The sequence below is a fragment of the Microbacterium sp. CH12i genome (genome assembly GCF_000685355.1).
Taxonomy (GTDB): domain Bacteria; phylum Actinomycetota; class Actinomycetes; order Actinomycetales; family Microbacteriaceae; genus Microbacterium.
This window is the reverse complement of record NZ_JHET01000013.1, coordinates 103238-117900: the sequence shown is the minus strand read 5'-3', so window position 1 is coordinate 117900 and position 14663 is coordinate 103238. Positions and strand designations below refer to the sequence as shown.

General features: G+C 66.0%; 14 protein-coding genes and 1 pseudogene. 12 read left to right on the top strand and 3 right to left on the bottom strand.

Translation table 11 applies throughout. The annotated features are described in order from the left end of the window. The first annotated feature begins 91 nt into the window (after nucleotides 1–91). The 7 genes from DC31_RS15640 to DC31_RS15615 are packed head-to-tail and all read left to right on the top strand — an operon-like array spanning nucleotide 92 to nucleotide 7195. Complete coding sequence (locus DC31_RS15640) at nucleotides 92–901, top strand: SDR family NAD(P)-dependent oxidoreductase (protein WP_036281747.1); 810 nt, start codon at nucleotides 92–94, stop codon at nucleotides 899–901. Between the two features lie 12 nt (nucleotides 902–913). Continuing rightward, on the top strand, nucleotides 914–1465 hold the full coding sequence (locus tag DC31_RS20030; RefSeq protein ID WP_200872953.1) for a serine hydrolase domain-containing protein: 552 nt from the start codon (nucleotides 914–916) through the stop codon (nucleotides 1463–1465). Beyond that, nucleotides 1465–2115, top strand: coding sequence for a serine hydrolase domain-containing protein (locus tag DC31_RS20025; protein WP_200872952.1), 651 nt, complete (start codon nucleotides 1465–1467; stop codon nucleotides 2113–2115). Before DC31_RS20030 ends, DC31_RS20025 begins: the two co-directional genes overlap by 1 nt. A 38-nt stretch (nucleotides 2116–2153) precedes the next feature. Then, nucleotides 2154–4406 (top strand): cytochrome P450, encoded by a 2253-nt coding sequence (locus DC31_RS15630; RefSeq protein ID WP_036281745.1) that lies wholly within the window; start codon nucleotides 2154–2156, stop codon nucleotides 4404–4406. Nucleotides 4407–4415: 9 nt separating this feature from the next. Continuing rightward, the gene (locus DC31_RS15625) at nucleotides 4416–4877 is read left to right on the top strand and encodes an HtaA domain-containing protein (protein WP_036281742.1); all 462 of its coding nucleotides are present in this window, start codon (nucleotides 4416–4418) and stop codon (nucleotides 4875–4877) included. After that, nucleotides 4874–6115: an MFS transporter gene (locus DC31_RS15620; RefSeq protein ID WP_327036889.1), complete on the top strand. Its 1242-nt coding sequence runs from the start codon at nucleotides 4874–4876 to the stop codon at nucleotides 6113–6115. Before DC31_RS15625 ends, DC31_RS15620 begins: the two co-directional genes overlap by 4 nt. Before the next feature lie 9 nt (nucleotides 6116–6124). After that, nucleotides 6125–7195 carry a PfkB family carbohydrate kinase gene (locus tag DC31_RS15615; RefSeq protein WP_081813910.1) on the top strand — a complete coding sequence of 357 codons (1071 nt, stop codon included), beginning with the start codon at nucleotides 6125–6127 and terminating at the stop codon, nucleotides 7193–7195. Here the strand turns inward: DC31_RS15615 and DC31_RS15610 are convergent. Both DC31_RS15610 and DC31_RS15605 read right to left on the bottom strand, forming a co-directional pair. Continuing rightward, nucleotides 7125–7865, bottom strand: a pseudogene (locus tag DC31_RS15610) (SDR family NAD(P)-dependent oxidoreductase); the annotation flags it as partial. The gene DC31_RS15615 and the pseudogene DC31_RS15610 sit on opposite strands and share 71 nt — an antisense overlap. Before the next feature lie 42 nt (nucleotides 7866–7907). Then, the gene (locus DC31_RS15605) at nucleotides 7908–8399 is read right to left on the bottom strand and encodes a single-stranded DNA-binding protein (RefSeq protein ID WP_036281737.1); all 492 of its coding nucleotides are present in this window, start codon (nucleotides 8397–8399) and stop codon (nucleotides 7908–7910) included. Between the two features lie 226 nt (nucleotides 8400–8625). On the opposite strand from DC31_RS15605, the gene DC31_RS15600 reads away from it, so the two are divergent. The 5 genes from DC31_RS15600 to DC31_RS15580 all read left to right on the top strand — a co-directional run bounded on the left by DC31_RS15600 (nucleotide 8626) and on the right by DC31_RS15580 (nucleotide 14242). Beyond that, nucleotides 8626–9888: a hypothetical protein gene (locus tag DC31_RS15600; RefSeq protein ID WP_152545457.1), complete on the top strand. Its 1263-nt coding sequence runs from the start codon at nucleotides 8626–8628 to the stop codon at nucleotides 9886–9888. Nucleotides 9889–10090: 202 nt separating this feature from the next. Further along, nucleotides 10091–11434, top strand: a complete 1344-nt coding sequence (locus tag DC31_RS15595) for an HNH endonuclease signature motif containing protein (RefSeq protein WP_036281735.1) — start codon at nucleotides 10091–10093, stop codon at nucleotides 11432–11434. Nucleotides 11435–11521: 87 nt separating this feature from the next. Next, a complete protein-coding gene (locus tag DC31_RS15590) occupies nucleotides 11522–12097 on the top strand; it encodes a PadR family transcriptional regulator (protein ID WP_036281733.1) in 576 nt (191 codons plus the stop codon). Between the two features lie 16 nt (nucleotides 12098–12113). Continuing rightward, complete coding sequence (locus DC31_RS15585; RefSeq protein ID WP_051607161.1) at nucleotides 12114–13868, top strand: ABC1 kinase family protein; 1755 nt, start codon at nucleotides 12114–12116, stop codon at nucleotides 13866–13868. A gap of 11 nt (nucleotides 13869–13879) precedes the next feature. Next, nucleotides 13880–14242, top strand: a complete 363-nt coding sequence (locus tag DC31_RS15580; RefSeq protein WP_036281730.1) for a hypothetical protein — start codon at nucleotides 13880–13882, stop codon at nucleotides 14240–14242. A 4-nt stretch (nucleotides 14243–14246) separates the two neighbouring features. Here the strand turns inward: DC31_RS15580 and DC31_RS15575 are convergent, their stop codons facing one another. After that, nucleotides 14247–14654 (bottom strand): arsenate reductase ArsC, encoded by a 408-nt coding sequence (locus DC31_RS15575; protein WP_051607136.1) that lies wholly within the window; start codon nucleotides 14652–14654, stop codon nucleotides 14247–14249. Nucleotides 14655–14663 lie beyond the last annotated feature (9 nt).

Sequence of the window (14663 nt, the reverse complement as noted above, 5' to 3'; positions counted from 1 at the left end):
GTCTGCCACACTCACTAGACAGGTGTCTAGTGAGTGTGGCAGACTCATCTCACGGTCAGGCAGACCGTCACTATCGCTCGAGGAGGAGCACATGACATTCGAGGGCACCGTCGCACTTGTCACCGGGGCTGGCTCCGGGATGGGGCTTGCCACTGTTCGCGCGCTGCACGCCGCGGGCGCCACCGTCTACGGACTCGACATCTCGCCGAGCGTCGTCGACGCTCTCGCCGATCTGGATCGTGCCACCGGCCTTGCCGTCGACATCTCTGACAGTGCCGCCGTGCGGGCTGCCTTCGAACGCGTAGAGTCCGAGCAGGGCCGCCTCGACGTCCTCGTCAACGCGGCAGGGGTCAACGCTCCCAACCGTGCAGCGCTCGATGCGCTCAACGACGAGAACCGCAAGATCTTCGATGCGATGAAGGCCGGTCGCAAGCACGACTCCGAGTTCTTCGAGTTCATCACCGACGAGGACTTCGACCGCGTCATGCGCATCAACCTCTACGGCACCTTCTACGCGATGCGCGCAGCGGTGCCGCTGATGAAGCGCAACGGCGCAGGCTCCATCATCAACTTCTCGTCGGCCGCAGCCCTCATGGGCGTCACGATGCCCGCCTACTACCCGGCATCCAAGGCCGCAGTGCTCGGTCTCACCCGCGAGGCCGCCGCAGAACTCGCTCCCTTCGGCATCCGCGTCAACGCGCTGGCCCCCGGCGCCATCGACACCCCGCTGTTCCGTCAGAGCGACAAGGAGTTCGCCGACTTCCTGATCGGGATGCAGCCGATCCGCCGCGCCGCGCAGCCCGAGGAGATCGCCGAGATGGTGCTCTTCCTCGCCGGCCCCTCGGCCTCGTACCTGACCGGTCAGACGATCTCGCCCTCGGGCGGGCTCGTGATGGTCTGAGCGGAGCATCCGATGATCATTCCTGTTTCGCACACCAGCACCGCTGACGTCGTCACCCGCGACGACATCGACCCGCGCGCGATCGAGCGCTTCACCGCCGAGATCGCCTCCGGCATCGAACGCGGCGCCTACGACGGCGTGCACGTGATCCTCGCGCGCGGCGGCGAGAAGGTGCTCGACGCCACGATCGGCTGGGCCGAGCGCGCAACCGGACGTGAGATGCGCCCGGACAACGTGTTCCGCGTGCTCTCGCTGACGAAGGCGTTCACGAACCTCATGGCGCTGCGCGCCATCGGCGAGGGCAAGCTCGCGCTCTCGACCAGGGTCGTCGACCTGATCCCCGAGTTCCTCGGCACCGATCCATTCCGGATGCTGCGCAAAGACCGCATCAACCTCATCCACCTGCTCACGCACCGCTCAGGGCTCACCCCCACGCCGAACCCCGGCCTCGGCCCCGAAGGCTTCGGCGTGCTCGCCGACGTCATCCAGGCGCTCGGTGGCGTGGACGTGCTGTTCGAGCCGGGGGAGAACCTCAACTACGCACCGGCCATCAACCACGCCTGATGGGTGAGATGGTTCGCCGCGCCTATGGTGCGGAATCGTTCGGTGCGCTCGCACAGGAGTTGATCTTCCGCCCGCTCGGCATGACCGACACGTCGTTCGGGCTGCCTGCAGCACTGGCCGATCGCGCTGTGCCACTGAAGGCCTACCTCCCCGAGGGTGGCTTCCTGCAGCCGAGCGACATCGAAGTGCTCAACGACGTGATCACCGCAGATGCCGAGATGCCGTGGGTGGGCTCGGTCTCCACCGCTGACGACGTGCACGCGTTCGCCGAGTGGCTGCGCCGCCGCGGAGAGCACAACGGCGAGCACCTCGTCGCGCCCGCGATCCTCGATCAGGCCACCACGCTGCAGACCGGCGAGATGCCCAACGATCTCTACGCCGAGATGGCGAAGGCGCGCGGATGGGAGAGCCCGAAGGGCAACTTCGGCCTCGGATTCTCGCTCTCGGGCACCGGCACGGCGCCGAGCTTCTTCGGGCCCTTCACCTCCCCGCGCACGCACGGCAACTACGGTGCCGGCTCATCGCTGTTCTGGGTCGATCCAGAGCGCGACTTCACCTTCACCTTCCTCTCCGCCGGAGTCATGGAAGAGAGCGAGAACGTCGCCCGCTTCCAGAAGCTGTCGACGATGGCGATCGCCGCCGCCCTCTGACCGGCATCCGAAACCACCCGAGAACGACGGAGTTCGACATGACCGACATCCTCACCGCACCCGCGGTGGCCCCGCGCCCCGTGGCCGCCGCCTTCGACGCCATGAGCGACGACTACTACCGCGACCCCGCCGCGCACTTCGCCGCTGTGCGCGACGAGAACCCGGTGTTCTGGTACGCCTGGCTGAACGCCTGGATCGTCACCCGGCGCGAAGACGTACTGACCGTCCTCGGCGAGTGGACCGAATTCTCGTCCGCCGGAAACACCGCGACGATCGATGTGCCTGAGCGTTTCCAGCACATCGTGCCGCCGGGACTTATGGCACAGCTCATCGTCGGCATGGATCCCGACGAGCACACCCTGCACCGCAACATCGCCCTGCGCGGGTTCACGAAGGCGCGCATGGAAGAACTGCGTCCGCAGATCGAGGAACGCGCGCACCGCATCCTCGACAAGATCCAGCAGCAGGGCTCGGCGAACATCATGGCCGAGTACTGCCTCGACCTGACGACGCAGACGCTGCTCGCCCACCTCGGCCTCGGCTGGGAGTACGACGACCTCATGCGCCGTCTTCGCGGCGACATGGGCCGAGTGCTCTCCTCCGCGCAGGAGGAGATGCCCGCCGACGTCATCGACGAGGTGTGGGAGGGCTTCTCCGGCGCGTTCGCCGAGATGTCGACCGTGGTCTCCGAGCGCCGTGAGAACCCTGGCAGCGACTTCATCAGCGAGATGGCTGTGCAGCGCGGCGCCGATGGCGACTACGCGCTGACCGTGCCGCAGATCGCCATCAAGATCTGCGAGTTCGCGATGGCCGGAACCGATAGCACCGCCCAGGCGATGACCAACGCCATCCTCTTCCTCAGCCAGAAGCCGCAGTACATCGACGAGGCCATCGCCGAGCCGTCACTGTGGGCCAACGTCTTCGAAGAGACCGTTCGTCGTCGCCCCTCCGCGCCGTTCGCCTCCCGCCAAGCCATGCGCGACATGGAGCTCTCGGGCGTGCAGATTGCCAAGGGCGACATGATCTGGGTCGCGCTCGCCAGCGCCAACACCGAGGCAGCGCACCACGACGCGCCCTTCGATTTCGACATCCACCGCGAGAATCCCACCGATCACCTCGCCTTCACGATGGGTCGCCACACCTGCCTCGGTCAGGAGCTCGCCCGCGTGCAGGGTGCGACAGGACTCAAGGTGCTCTTCGAGCGCCTCCCCTCGCTGCGACCGGTGCCGGACTTCCCGCTCGAGTTCATCAAGATGGCGCTTCTCCCGGTGCGCACGAGCCTGCCGGTGGTCTGGGATGTCGCCGACATCGAAAAGGCCAAGAAGAATGTCAAGCGCGACATGAGCCTCACGATCGCGAGCAAGACGGATGCCGCCGACAGTGTCGCAGCGCTCACGCTGCGGCATCCTGACGGCGACGTCCTTCCCGAGTGGCTGCCCGGCGCGCACGTCGATGTGGCTGTGCCCGTCGCCGGCGGCGGCGTGGTCGTGCGGCAGTACTCACTGTCGTCGTCTCCGAACGAGCGCAGCGAATGGCGCCTTGGCATCCTGCGCGAGGTGAATGGCCGCGGAGGATCGCTCGCTGTGCACGATGCGCTGGCTGCGGGCGACAGCATCCGGGTCGGATGGCCGCGCAACAACTTCCACTTCCTGCCCTCGCAGCGCTACGTGTTCGTCGCCGGCGGCATCGGCATCACACCCATGCTGCCGATGATCGCGGCGGCAGAGGCCGCTGGCGCCGAGTGGGAGCTGCACTACGGCGGCCGCTCGCGCAGGTCGATGGCCTTCGTCGACGAGCTCGAATCGTACGGCGACCGGGCGCACCTGGTTCCGCAGGATGAGTTCGGGCACCTCGATCTGGCGGGGATCTTCGCCGAGGTCGCTGCCGACACTCTGGTCTACGCGTGCGGACCCGAGCCGCTGCTCAAGGCGCTCGATGGGGCCCTCGCGTACTGGCCGGAGGACACCCTGCACACCGAGCGCTTCGCGCCCAAGAAGATCGAGCACACCAGCCCCGACACCGAGTTCGAGGTCGAGTTCGCGACGTCGGGTCGGGTTGTGACCGTTCCGGTGGGGGTATCGATTCTGGATGCTGCCGAGAAGGCCGGTCTCACCACGATGTCATCGTGCCGGGAGGGCACCTGCGGCACGTGCGAGACCCCGATCCTCAGCGGTGAGGCCGACCACCGCGACTCGATCCTCACTCCGAAGGAGCAGCAGCGCGGCGAATCCATGATGATCTGCGTGTCGCGTGCCATGGGCAACTGCCCGCGGCTCGTGCTCGATGCCTGAGAAGTAGTCATGTACCTCGAGTGGAGCATCAAGCTCAGCCTTCTTCTGTACGTCACGTCATCGCCGGGTGGTGCTGTGCGCGTCGATGGCGTGACGTCGCAGAACGGGCAGTTCCGTTTCCCTCTGGTCTCTGCGGCATCCGCTGCCGCCGAGTACGCGACGACCGGATCGGTGTCGCTGTTCGCCCACTACGGAATGCCGATCACGTCACTGGAATCGCTGCGCGCATACCGCTCGGCAGCTGGCTCCTGGCTGCTCGCGACCTCGCCCGGTGGGCAGGCTGTGGATGCTTTCGCGCTCAGCGCCCCGCGCGAAGACGGAGGTGACATCGTGTTCGAGCAGGTGACGCTGACTCCTGCGGGCGCCCAGCTGTTCGGCGGCTATTACGCGGTGGGGGAAGTGTTCGACCCGATCACGGTGCACCGCTCGGCGCCGCTCGGTGTGAGCGGGGTGAACGCCGGGGGACGCTGACACCGATACGGTCGTACACGTGTCTGGTTCCCCCACCCTCGACCCGGCCCTGCGCCGAGCCCGCGTCGCGTCGCGCTGCTGTTCCTGACGAACGGCGCGCTGTTCGCCAACATCCTGCCGCGCTACCCCGAGATCAAAGCATCCCTCGGTCTGGATGCCGCGCCTACGGCCTCGCGATCGCGGCCTTCCCTGCTGGTGCGATCATCGCGGGTCTTGCGGCGGCGATGTTCATCCGCCGATTCGGCTCAGCGAAGGTCGCCGTCGCCGGAACCATCCTCACCAGCCTCGGCATTCTCGCCGCGGGGCTCTCGCCGCACGTGCTGCTGTTCGCGCTCGGATTGCTGGTCGGGGGAGCGGCGGATGCCATCACCGACGTCGCGCAGAACGCCCACGGTCTACGGGTGCAGCGCGGCTACGGTCGCTCGATCATCAACTCCTTCCACGCGACCTGGTCGATCGGTGCGGTCCTCGGCGGATCGATGGCGGCCGTCGCGATCGCGACGGGTCTGCCCATCGGCATCCACCTGATCATCTCCGCTGTGATCTTCTGCGTCGTCTCGCTCATCGCCCTGCGACTATGCCTGCCGGGCCGCGATGAGGTCACAGAAGAAGAGGCAGTCGCCGGAGGTGCGGAGATCAGCGGGGCGCTGGTTCGCATCGGCGCGAAGACCGTGTTCGTCATCGTCGCTCTCGTGTTGATCTCGATCGCAGGCGCTGTCGTTGAGGATGCCGGAATGTCATGGGCGACGCTCTACCTCTCAGACTCGCTCGATGCTCCGATAGTCATCGCCGCCACCGGATACATCGCCCTCGTCGGCGCACAGTTCATCGGCCGAATCATCGGCGACCGGATGGTTGACGTCTTCGGGCAGCGCAACGTTGCACGTGCCGGCGGACTCATCATCGCCGTCGGCATGGGGTTGGCGTTGGCCTTCCCGACCGTGCCGATCACGATTCTGGGCTTTGCGCTGGCAGGGTTCGGTTCTGCGACCCTCATCCCTGCTGCCATGCAGGCGGCGGATGCTCTGCCCGGACTGCGACACGGCGCGGGACTCACGATCGTGTCGTGGTTGCTGCGGCTCGGGTTCTTGCTATCCCCGCCGTTTGTCGGATTCATCGCCGACAATGCGGGGCTGCGGGCGGGACTGATCGTGGTGCCGGTGGCTGGGGTCGTGGCGATTGCGTTCGCCGGGGTGCTGGCGGGGCAGCGGGATCGCACCCCGGCATCCGATCGATAGGCTGTCCGCATGCGCAGCCGTGCCGAGACCGATGACCGACTCGCGCGGGATGCGCACCCGCCGCGAGTGATCCACACCGGGCAAGCTCTGGTCGACTTGGTCATCGAGGTGAAAGACCTTCCCGTGCGCGGACAGAACCTGATGGCCGACTCCGTCGCGGAGTACGCCGGTGGCTCCGTCACAGTGCTGCTCGCGGCGGCCCGCCTGGGTGCGCAGTGCCTGCATGCCGGAGCGATCGGGACCGGTCCGTACGGGGATCTGATCCGTGAAGCACTGGATGCTGATGGCATCGCAGCATCCGCCCCTCCAGTGACCACGCAAGACACCGGCGTGTGTGTCGTGCTGGTCGAACCCACCGCGGAGCGCACGTTCGTCACGACGCTGGGCGCCGAGCGCGAGATCACAGTCGACTCGCTCGCGAGCGCCGACGTGCAGCCCGACGACCTCGTCTGCGTCACCGGATACTCGCTCGCCGTCGCACAGACCCGCGACCCGTTGCTGGAGTGGATGGCATCCCTCCCCGAGGCTGCGGTCGTCATCCTTGACCCAGGGGCGGCTTTCGCTGCGCTTCCCGCCGAGGTGCGTGGGACGATGCTCGCCCGCACCGACGTGTGGACCAGCAACGCCGAGGAGGCGACCGACCTGCTGGCTGCGCTCGGTGTTTCGCCCGAAGCATCCGAACGCGAGATCGTGGCCCAAGCCCGCGCGCTTGCTCCGCTGATGCGCGCCGGGGCGGTCACCATCGTGCGCGACGGGGCGGAAGGATGTGCGGTGCATGCGCACGGCGAGGCGACTTACGTGCCGGGCTTTCCGCAGACCCCCGTCGACACGAACGGCGCCGGTGACACCCACACCGGCGCGCTGCTGGCTGGCATCGCCGGTGGTTCGACGTGGGCGGATGCCTGCCGGCACGCCAACGCCGCGGCCGCGATCAAAGTCACCCGTCGTGGGCCGACGACCGCTCCGACCGCAGCTGAGGTCGAGGAGTTCCTCCGTGCTTCGGAGTCGCTCATCGAAAGTATGACGCCCCGTTCAAGTCGAGGATCGCGCCCGACGCCCACTTCGCCGAACCGGACGTGAGATAGGCGACGGCTTCCGCGACCTCGTCTGGCGTTCCCACCCGGCCGAAGGGACTCTGTTCCTTGATGCGGTCACCCGATGCGCCGGAGAGCTTCTCGGCCTGACGCTCGGTCGCGATCATGCCGGGCGCGACCGAGGCCACCGCGATGTCGTGCGGGGCCAAAGCGAGCGCCATCGACTGCCCGAGCGCCTGCAGGCCGGCTTTCGTCGCTGCGTAGGCCGGGTGATCGGGCTCGCCGCGGAAGGCGCCACGCGAGCCGATGTTGACGATCGTGCCGCCGGATCCGCGCGCGATCAGGTGCTGGGCGAACAACAGCATCACGTTCGCGGCCCCCAGCAGGTTGACCTGCACCATCGGGAGCCAGGCCTGTTGCCACTGCTCGAACGTCGTCGAGTCCGGCCGGTGCGCGTTGCTGGCGTTCGGTGCGGCGGCGGCGTTGTTCACCAGGATGTCGAGCGACCCGAGCGCGGCGACCGCATCATCGACGACCTGCTGGGCGCCTGCGGGTGAACCGATGTCGCCGCCGATGATCGCGTGCCCCGTACCGTCGAGCGACGCGAGCGTCTGCTCCGCCGCTGCCCGATCGCTGGCGTAGTGCACCGCGACCCGATCGCCGCGGCGGGCCAAGGTCTGCGCGATCGCGCGACCGATGCCGCGGGAACTGCCGGTGACGAGGCGCGCTGCTCAGCTTCAGCGCGGCTGCGGCACGCATCAGAACGGCGTGGCGTCGGTCGTTGCCCACTCTGCATCTGAGGCCTGTTGCGGCTCGCCGGTCGCGACGGGCGGACGTGGCGCACCAGCATCCGATCGCTGATCACCGCCGAACGAGGCGCCACCTGACCGATCCCCGCGCACGACCTGTGCGGTCGCGTAGCGCAACGACGGGCCGACCTCGTCGACCTGCAGCTCCATGCTGACGCGACTGTTGCCTTCACGATCTTGGTAGCTGCGCTGCTGCAAACGCCCGGTGACGATCACGCGACTGCCCTTCGTGAGCGACGCCGTGATGTTCGTGGCGAGGTCGCGCCAGGCAGAGCAGCGTAGGAAGAGTGCCTCGCCGTCCTTCCACTCGTTTGCCGCGCGATCGAAGTTGCGTGGCGTGCTCGCGACGGTGAAGCTCGCGACCGCAACACCCGATTGCGTCTGGCGCAGCTCAGGGTCGGCGGTCAAGTTGCCCACAAGCGTGAGAGTCGTCTCGTTCATATTTTTCACTCCGGTTTCGTATGTTGTTCATCTCGGTATCGAGACGCCTCATCGGTGAGACGAGATCAGAGTATGGGGAGCGTCGGACATTGCCTAGGCTGAGTCCCGGTAGTTCAGGAAGCAGCACGAGCCGATTCATGCTCCCCACCCACCACCTTCGATGAGTTATCCACCGTTCCTGGATATAGAGGCTTGAGTGTCGGGCGCGATTCTTAGCGTGAACGGCATGAACCTTCTCTCACGCCTCCGCGTCACGCCCTCCATTCATGTTCGGCTCTCTGTCGCCGGGCACTCAGAGTTTGATCGCTCCATCGAGCTGCCCTCCGGAGCATCCGCCGATTGGCTCGTCGAGGCCTATCTGTTGAGCCTCGGTACACCTCGCGATGACATTCACAGTGACTTTGATGGGCGGCTTGAGCTTTCTCCGCCACACTGGCGCGTCGAACGTCAGACGATGCGGCTCCCGGAGATACCGCACGAGATCGACGTATTTGTCATGGGCGCAGGCACGCCCGCGGTCGGTGATCCGTGCGTTGCGGTTGTCGATGCCGAGCCGGATGCGCCCGCACCGGTCATCGGACGATGGCAGAGCGACGCACCCCCGTTTCGCGTCCACCACATCAACAACGAACTCGCACAGCGGTTCGGAGTCGTCGTCCCGCGCTTCGACGATTCTGGACTCGCTGGTGGCCACGGCATCCGATCGTCTTCTCGACTCGACTCCCTGCTCCGATCGTTGGCCCCGACCCGCCGACTCGCGCTTCTTGTACACCTCGACGACACGGGAATCCTTGAGGAACGACCACTTGAGTGGAGTACGGTCGAGTCAGCGCTGGCGTCGCTCACCGCATTGTTCGAGTGCGTCGGTGCTGCTGGTCTGGTCCAGGATTCCGAGACCGGATGGCTCGCCGACCGAGACGTTGCGGCGATCGTGCGCGCACTTGGCTGGGCGTCGGCGGGCGCGACGGGCGCGGCGGCGGGGGGCGCGGATAGCGTCAGCGCGCCAGGCGAGGCGCTGCTGTCGCTAGCGCGTCAGTCGAAGCTGATCCGACGGCTGAAAGGCCGCATCCTGGTGACGAAGCGCGGACGTTCGCTTGTTGAACCCGGCTCGAAGACGTTGTGCGAACTCGCCCGGGCGGTCACCGAACGCGGCAATCGCTATGGCGGGTGGTCTTTCGACGCCGATTCATGCGATCAGACACTTGCGCTCCTCGCGATCGCTGATGGGTCCGCTGAGACCTTCGCCGAGCTTCCGGCGCTGGTCGACCTCGGCAGGGCGGCGACCGAAGAGTATCGATGTTCACCAGATGGCTACGACGAGTATGGCCTGTACACGAGTCCGTTCGATCGTTCGGCGTCGAATGCCGAAACCGGGATGCCGGTGCAGGTTAGGCAGACCATCGACAGGCTCGCTGCGCTGTCGGAACCAGACCGGTTCGGCGTGATCTCGCCAGCCATGCGGGCGGTCGCTCGTGCCGCGCTGCTGTGAGCAGTTCCCCGTTGCCGCTCCGCATGGCGATCCGCTGAGTGGGCGCCAGCTTGGGTGCGTGTGCGTGTGCGTGTGCGTGTGCGGGGCTTACTTACGCCTGATCGTGATCAGCATCTGTCGCGTCTTCCTCGCACCGCGTGCAATTCTAAAATCTTTCGAACAAAACTTCGACAAATCTCACTTTATGGGGTACGCTGGAGTTATGTCGAAGTTGACCCCACTTATCCAGGCGGTATCCCGCCTGGATGAGGTGTGGGCCGATGCCGAAAGTTCGAATACTCTTTCGAGAGAGAAGCTCATTCAGATCGAAGACACGATCGGTGTGCTGCAACGTCGACTCGATGCCGTGCACGTCGATGTGGCGGCTGGTATCTCGAGTGAATCTCGTCGCGAACTCGGACCAGACAGTCTCGCGAAGCAGCAGGGGTTTCGTACTCCTGCAAAGCTCATCGCCGCAGCTACCGGAGTATCGACCGGCGACGCGACGCGTTTGATCAAGGTGGGGGAAGCCACCGCTCCACGCAGTGACCTGCTGGGTAATCCGTTGCCGGCGAAGTACCCGATCATCCGCGAAGCTCTCGCCTCAGGCGCGCTCAGCGCTCAGGCCGCCGCGATGATCATCGCTCTGCTTGATCGGTGTCGTATCGCCGCCGGAGCAGAGCTGATCGCCGAGGGTGAGTGTGTACTCACCGGATCGGCCGCCGGGCTCTCGCTCGACGACCTGCGAAAGCTCATCGTGCGCGCTGAGGCGTGGCTCGATCCAGACGGCGTCGAGCCGCGGGAGGACGAGCACCGATCCAAGCGATCACTGACGATTTTCGAGCGCGATGGCATGGTGCATTTCAATGGAAAGTTTGACGCGGAGTCAGCCGCTCCGTTCGTCACTGCCATGCGCGGGTATGTCACCGCCGCGTTCGCGGCGCGGAAGAATGCTGTCGATCCCGACGCGCCGGATGCTGACCGCCGCAGTGTGGCGATGCTCCAGGCCGACGCGCTCAGTCTGTTCTGCGCTCACGTGCTCGGTTGCTCCGAAAAGGGGCTTCCCGTTGCCGGAGCGACCGTGATTATCCGCATGAACCTGGACGATCTGCAGGCGGGCACCGGCTCAGCGGCAGTCGACGGGGTTGACCAGCCAGTCAGCGCCGGTGCTGCTCGCCGGATGGCTGCCAACGGCGGAGTGATTCCCTGCGTTTTCAACGGGGAAAGCGAGATTCTCGATTGGGGACGCGAGAAGAGGCTGTTCACTCGAGCGCAACGCCTCGCCCTGGGCGAGCGGGACGGTGGGTGTGCGATGTGTGCGCTTCCGCCAGAAATGACGAGGGCGCATCACATTCGCTGGTGGCAACGACATCACGGCAGCACCGATCTCTCGAACGGAGTGCTCCTTTGTGAGACGTGTCACCATCGCATCCATGACAACGGGTGGGAGATACGGATCGATGGCACGGGCACAGCTGCCCGAGTGTGGTTCATCCCGCCGCCCTATGTCGATCCGACTCGCAGGCCGCGGCTCGGAGGTCGGGCGCGGTTCGACATCGCGGCGTGAACGCGGCGTGAAATGACCGCAAGAAACTCTTCCCTAACGACAATTAACGATATATCGTTGACTATCGCTCAATTTTAGGAGGCCATCATGAACGGTTCATTCCCCACCGGCGGATTCGGCTCAGGCTCGCCCTTTGGCGGTGCAGGTGGTCCAGCATCCGCTCTCTTCGATGCCATGGATCAACTCCGAAAGACCTTCGAACAGCGTCCAGGCGGCTCGACTCGTATGGCCCGCGGCGACGTGCGCGCGGCCGTCCTCAGCCTGCTCGCCGAAGAGCCGATGCACGGCTACCAGATCATCCGCGAGATCGAAGAGCGCAGCAACGGCTCATGGAAGCCGAGCGCAGGCTCCGTATACCCGACCCTTCAGCTCCTCGCCGACGAAGGCCTCGTCTCGGCCGAAGAGCAGAATGGCCGCAAGACCTACTCGCTCACTGAAGCAGGTCGCGCGGCTGCCGACGAAGCCGACGCACCCGCACCCTGGAAAACCACCACTGGCACCCGGGAACACGGCCAGCACGGCGCCCTTGCCAAGGCCGGAGTCGACCTCGCCGGAGCGGCGGCCCAGCTGGCCCGCACCGGAAACTCCGAACAGTTGGAGAAAGCTGTCGACGTCCTCGACGACGCCCGCCGTAAGCTGTACGCGATCCTCGCCCAAGACTGATCAGTAGAGGGGCATGATGGCTGACGCGCAACATCCCCTGCCGCAACATCCCCTGCCGCAACAAGCGCAGCCTCACCGCGCCCGCTACCGACGCATCCTGCGCTTCGCATCACTGCAGCTCGTACAGCTCTGGTGGTTCGAACTGCTCCTGCCGCGCATCGGCCTCGCAGGCGTCAGCGAGCGCACCCGCGAAAACCGGATGCGACGGCTCGCGCAGCGTTTCCACGCGCTCGCCGTCGACCTCGGCGGGCTCATGATCAAAGTGGGTCAGTTCCTCTCCTCGCGGATGGACGTACTCCCGCCCGAAATCACCGCCGAGCTCGCGGGGCTGCAGGACGAAGTTCCCGCGGTCCCGTTCGCCGACATCAAGAGGCAAGCAGAGGCCGAACTCGGTGTGCCACTCGAGCGCGCATACGCGTGGTTCGACGACGTGCCGCTGGCTGCGGCATCCCTCGGGCAAGCGCACCGCGCGCGACTCTCCGAACAAGACGCGGCCGACACCGGCTTCACGGATGTCGTCGTCAAAGTGCAGCGGCCCGGCATCGACGACATCATCGCCGTCGACCTCGCCGCGCTTCGCAAAGTAGGCGGGTGGCTTCGCCGTATCCGCATCGTCTCGGACCGCGTCGACGCCCCCGCGCTCGTCGAAGAATTCGCGCACACCAGCCTCGAGGAGATCGACTACCTGCACGAGGCCGCGAACGCCGAACGGTTCGCCGAGAACTTCGACGATGATGTCAGGGTCGCTGCCCCCATCGTCGCCTGGGAACGCACGACCCGGCGGGTGCTCACATTGTCGGACGTCACCGCGATCAAGATCAACGACACCGACGCTCTGCGCGCTGCCGGAATCGACCCCGCCGAAGTCGCCAGCACCTTCGCCGAGGTCATGTTCGAGCAGGTCTTCACGCACAGCTTTTTCCACGCTGACCCGCACCCCGGCAACATCTTCGTCACGCCGGTGTCGGATGGCGCAGCTGCCGGCGGCGCTTCGCCAGGCTCAGCGAGCGGCTGGCGGCTGACATTCATCGACTTCGGGATGATGGGCGAGGTCCCCGTCAACCTCCGCAGCGGCTTACGGGCGCTCGTGATCGCCGTCGCCGGCCGCGATGGGAAGAAGCTCGTCGAAGCTGCGCAAGAAGTCGGCGTGCTGCTGCCATCCGGCGACACCCGTGAGTTCGAACGCGCCATCACCGCGCTGTTCGCCCGCTTCGGCGGAATGGGCTTCGCCGAGCTGAGCACTGTCGACCCCCGCGAGTTCCGCGACTTCGCCCGCGAGTTCGGCGACACCATCCGCTCGCTGCCGTTCCAGCTTCCGGAAGGGATGTTGCTGCTCTTCCGCGCGGTCTCGCTGACGTCTGGCATGTGCAGCGGACTCAACGAGAAGTTCAACGTCTGGGATGCTGTCGAGCCCTACGCCGCGCAGCTGTTGCGTGACGAAACTGGCAACACAGTGAAAGCGTTCGCGCAGCAGGCGTTGGCATCCGCTGGCATCGTCGCACGTCTCCCCGGCCGGCTCGACGCCGTGATCAGCGAGGCCGAACAGGGCACGCTGTCGTTTGACACCTCGCGCCTCGAGCGTCGCCTCGCGCGGTTAGAACGGATCGGCCTGCGTGTCGTCTCGGCGGTGCTGTTCGCGGGGCTGGTCGTCGGCGGCTCCCTCCTGCTGGTGCCGAACGCGGTACTCGGAATAGTGCTCCTCGCCGTCTCCGTGATCCCGCTCGCGCACGCCGTGTTCGCGGGAGTCTTCGGGCGCCGCGACCCGCGCTGACCTGCGCTGCCATGAACGCTGGTCGCACCATCACCGGCGACTCGCCCCTGCACGAGGTCATGCACCTCGCCAGCCAGGAATCCATGCGCATCACCGGCGAACTCAACGGCGGCTATCACGAGCCCGCCCGTGTGCGTGAGCTCCTGTCAGAGCTGATCGGCAAACCCGTCGACGAGACCGTCACCGTCTTCCCGCCCTTCACAGCCGACTTCGGCAAGAACATCACGCTCGGCAAAAGAATCTTCATCAACTCCGGATGCCGCTTCCAGGATCGATGCTGTCGTGGACGCAGCATCCGTCGTCACGAAAGCGTCCCAGCCGGGGCGATTGTTGTCGGCTCGCCTGCGCGCGTGGTGCGGTCCGTGCCGGAGTAGGTTGCTAGACGAGTTCACTCACCAGCTGCTTGATCCGTGCGCGAATGTCGTCGCGGATCGGGCGGACGGAGTCGATTCCCTGACCGGCCGGGTCGTCGAGCTTCCAGTCCTCGTAGCGCTTTCCGGGAAAGAACGGGCATGCATCCCCGCACCCCATCGTGATGACGACGTCGGACGCCTGGACGGCTTCGGTGGTCAGGATCTTGGGCTGTTCGTTGGTGATGTCGATACCGAGTTCTGACATCGCCTCCACCGCGATGGGGTTGATCTGGTCGGCGGGCATGGAACCAGCGGAACGAACCTCGATGCGGTCGCCCGCGATGTCGCGGAGGAAGCCGGCGGCCATCTGCGAGCGTCCAGCGTTGTGGACGCAGACGAAGAGGACGGATGGCTTGGTGTTTGTGTCAGTCATGGTTTCTCC

Coding starts and splice junctions, on each gene's coding strand:
- DC31_RS15580 (WP_036281730.1), top strand. CDS start 13,880: ATGAACGCTGGTCGCACCATCACCGGCGACTCGCCCCTGCACGAGGTC.
- DC31_RS20025 (WP_200872952.1), top strand. CDS start 1,465: ATGGGTGAGATGGTTCGCCGCGCCTATGGTGCGGAATCGTTCGGTGCG.
- DC31_RS15600 (WP_152545457.1), top strand. CDS start 8,626: ATGAACCTTCTCTCACGCCTCCGCGTCACGCCCTCCATTCATGTTCGG.
- DC31_RS15615 (WP_081813910.1), top strand. CDS start 6,125: ATGCGCAGCCGTGCCGAGACCGATGACCGACTCGCGCGGGATGCGCAC.
- DC31_RS15585 (WP_051607161.1), top strand. CDS start 12,114: ATGGCTGACGCGCAACATCCCCTGCCGCAACATCCCCTGCCGCAACAA.
- DC31_RS15605 (WP_036281737.1), bottom strand. CDS start 8,399: ATGAACGAGACGACTCTCACGCTTGTGGGCAACTTGACCGCCGACCCT.
- DC31_RS15630 (WP_036281745.1), top strand. CDS start 2,154: ATGACCGACATCCTCACCGCACCCGCGGTGGCCCCGCGCCCCGTGGCC.
- DC31_RS15595 (WP_036281735.1), top strand. CDS start 10,091: ATGTCGAAGTTGACCCCACTTATCCAGGCGGTATCCCGCCTGGATGAG.
- DC31_RS15625 (WP_036281742.1), top strand. CDS start 4,416: ATGTACCTCGAGTGGAGCATCAAGCTCAGCCTTCTTCTGTACGTCACG.
- DC31_RS20030 (WP_200872953.1), top strand. CDS start 914: ATGATCATTCCTGTTTCGCACACCAGCACCGCTGACGTCGTCACCCGC.
- DC31_RS15640 (WP_036281747.1), top strand. CDS start 92: ATGACATTCGAGGGCACCGTCGCACTTGTCACCGGGGCTGGCTCCGGG.
- DC31_RS15590 (WP_036281733.1), top strand. CDS start 11,522: ATGAACGGTTCATTCCCCACCGGCGGATTCGGCTCAGGCTCGCCCTTT.
- DC31_RS15575 (WP_051607136.1), bottom strand. CDS start 14,654: ATGACTGACACAAACACCAAGCCATCCGTCCTCTTCGTCTGCGTCCAC.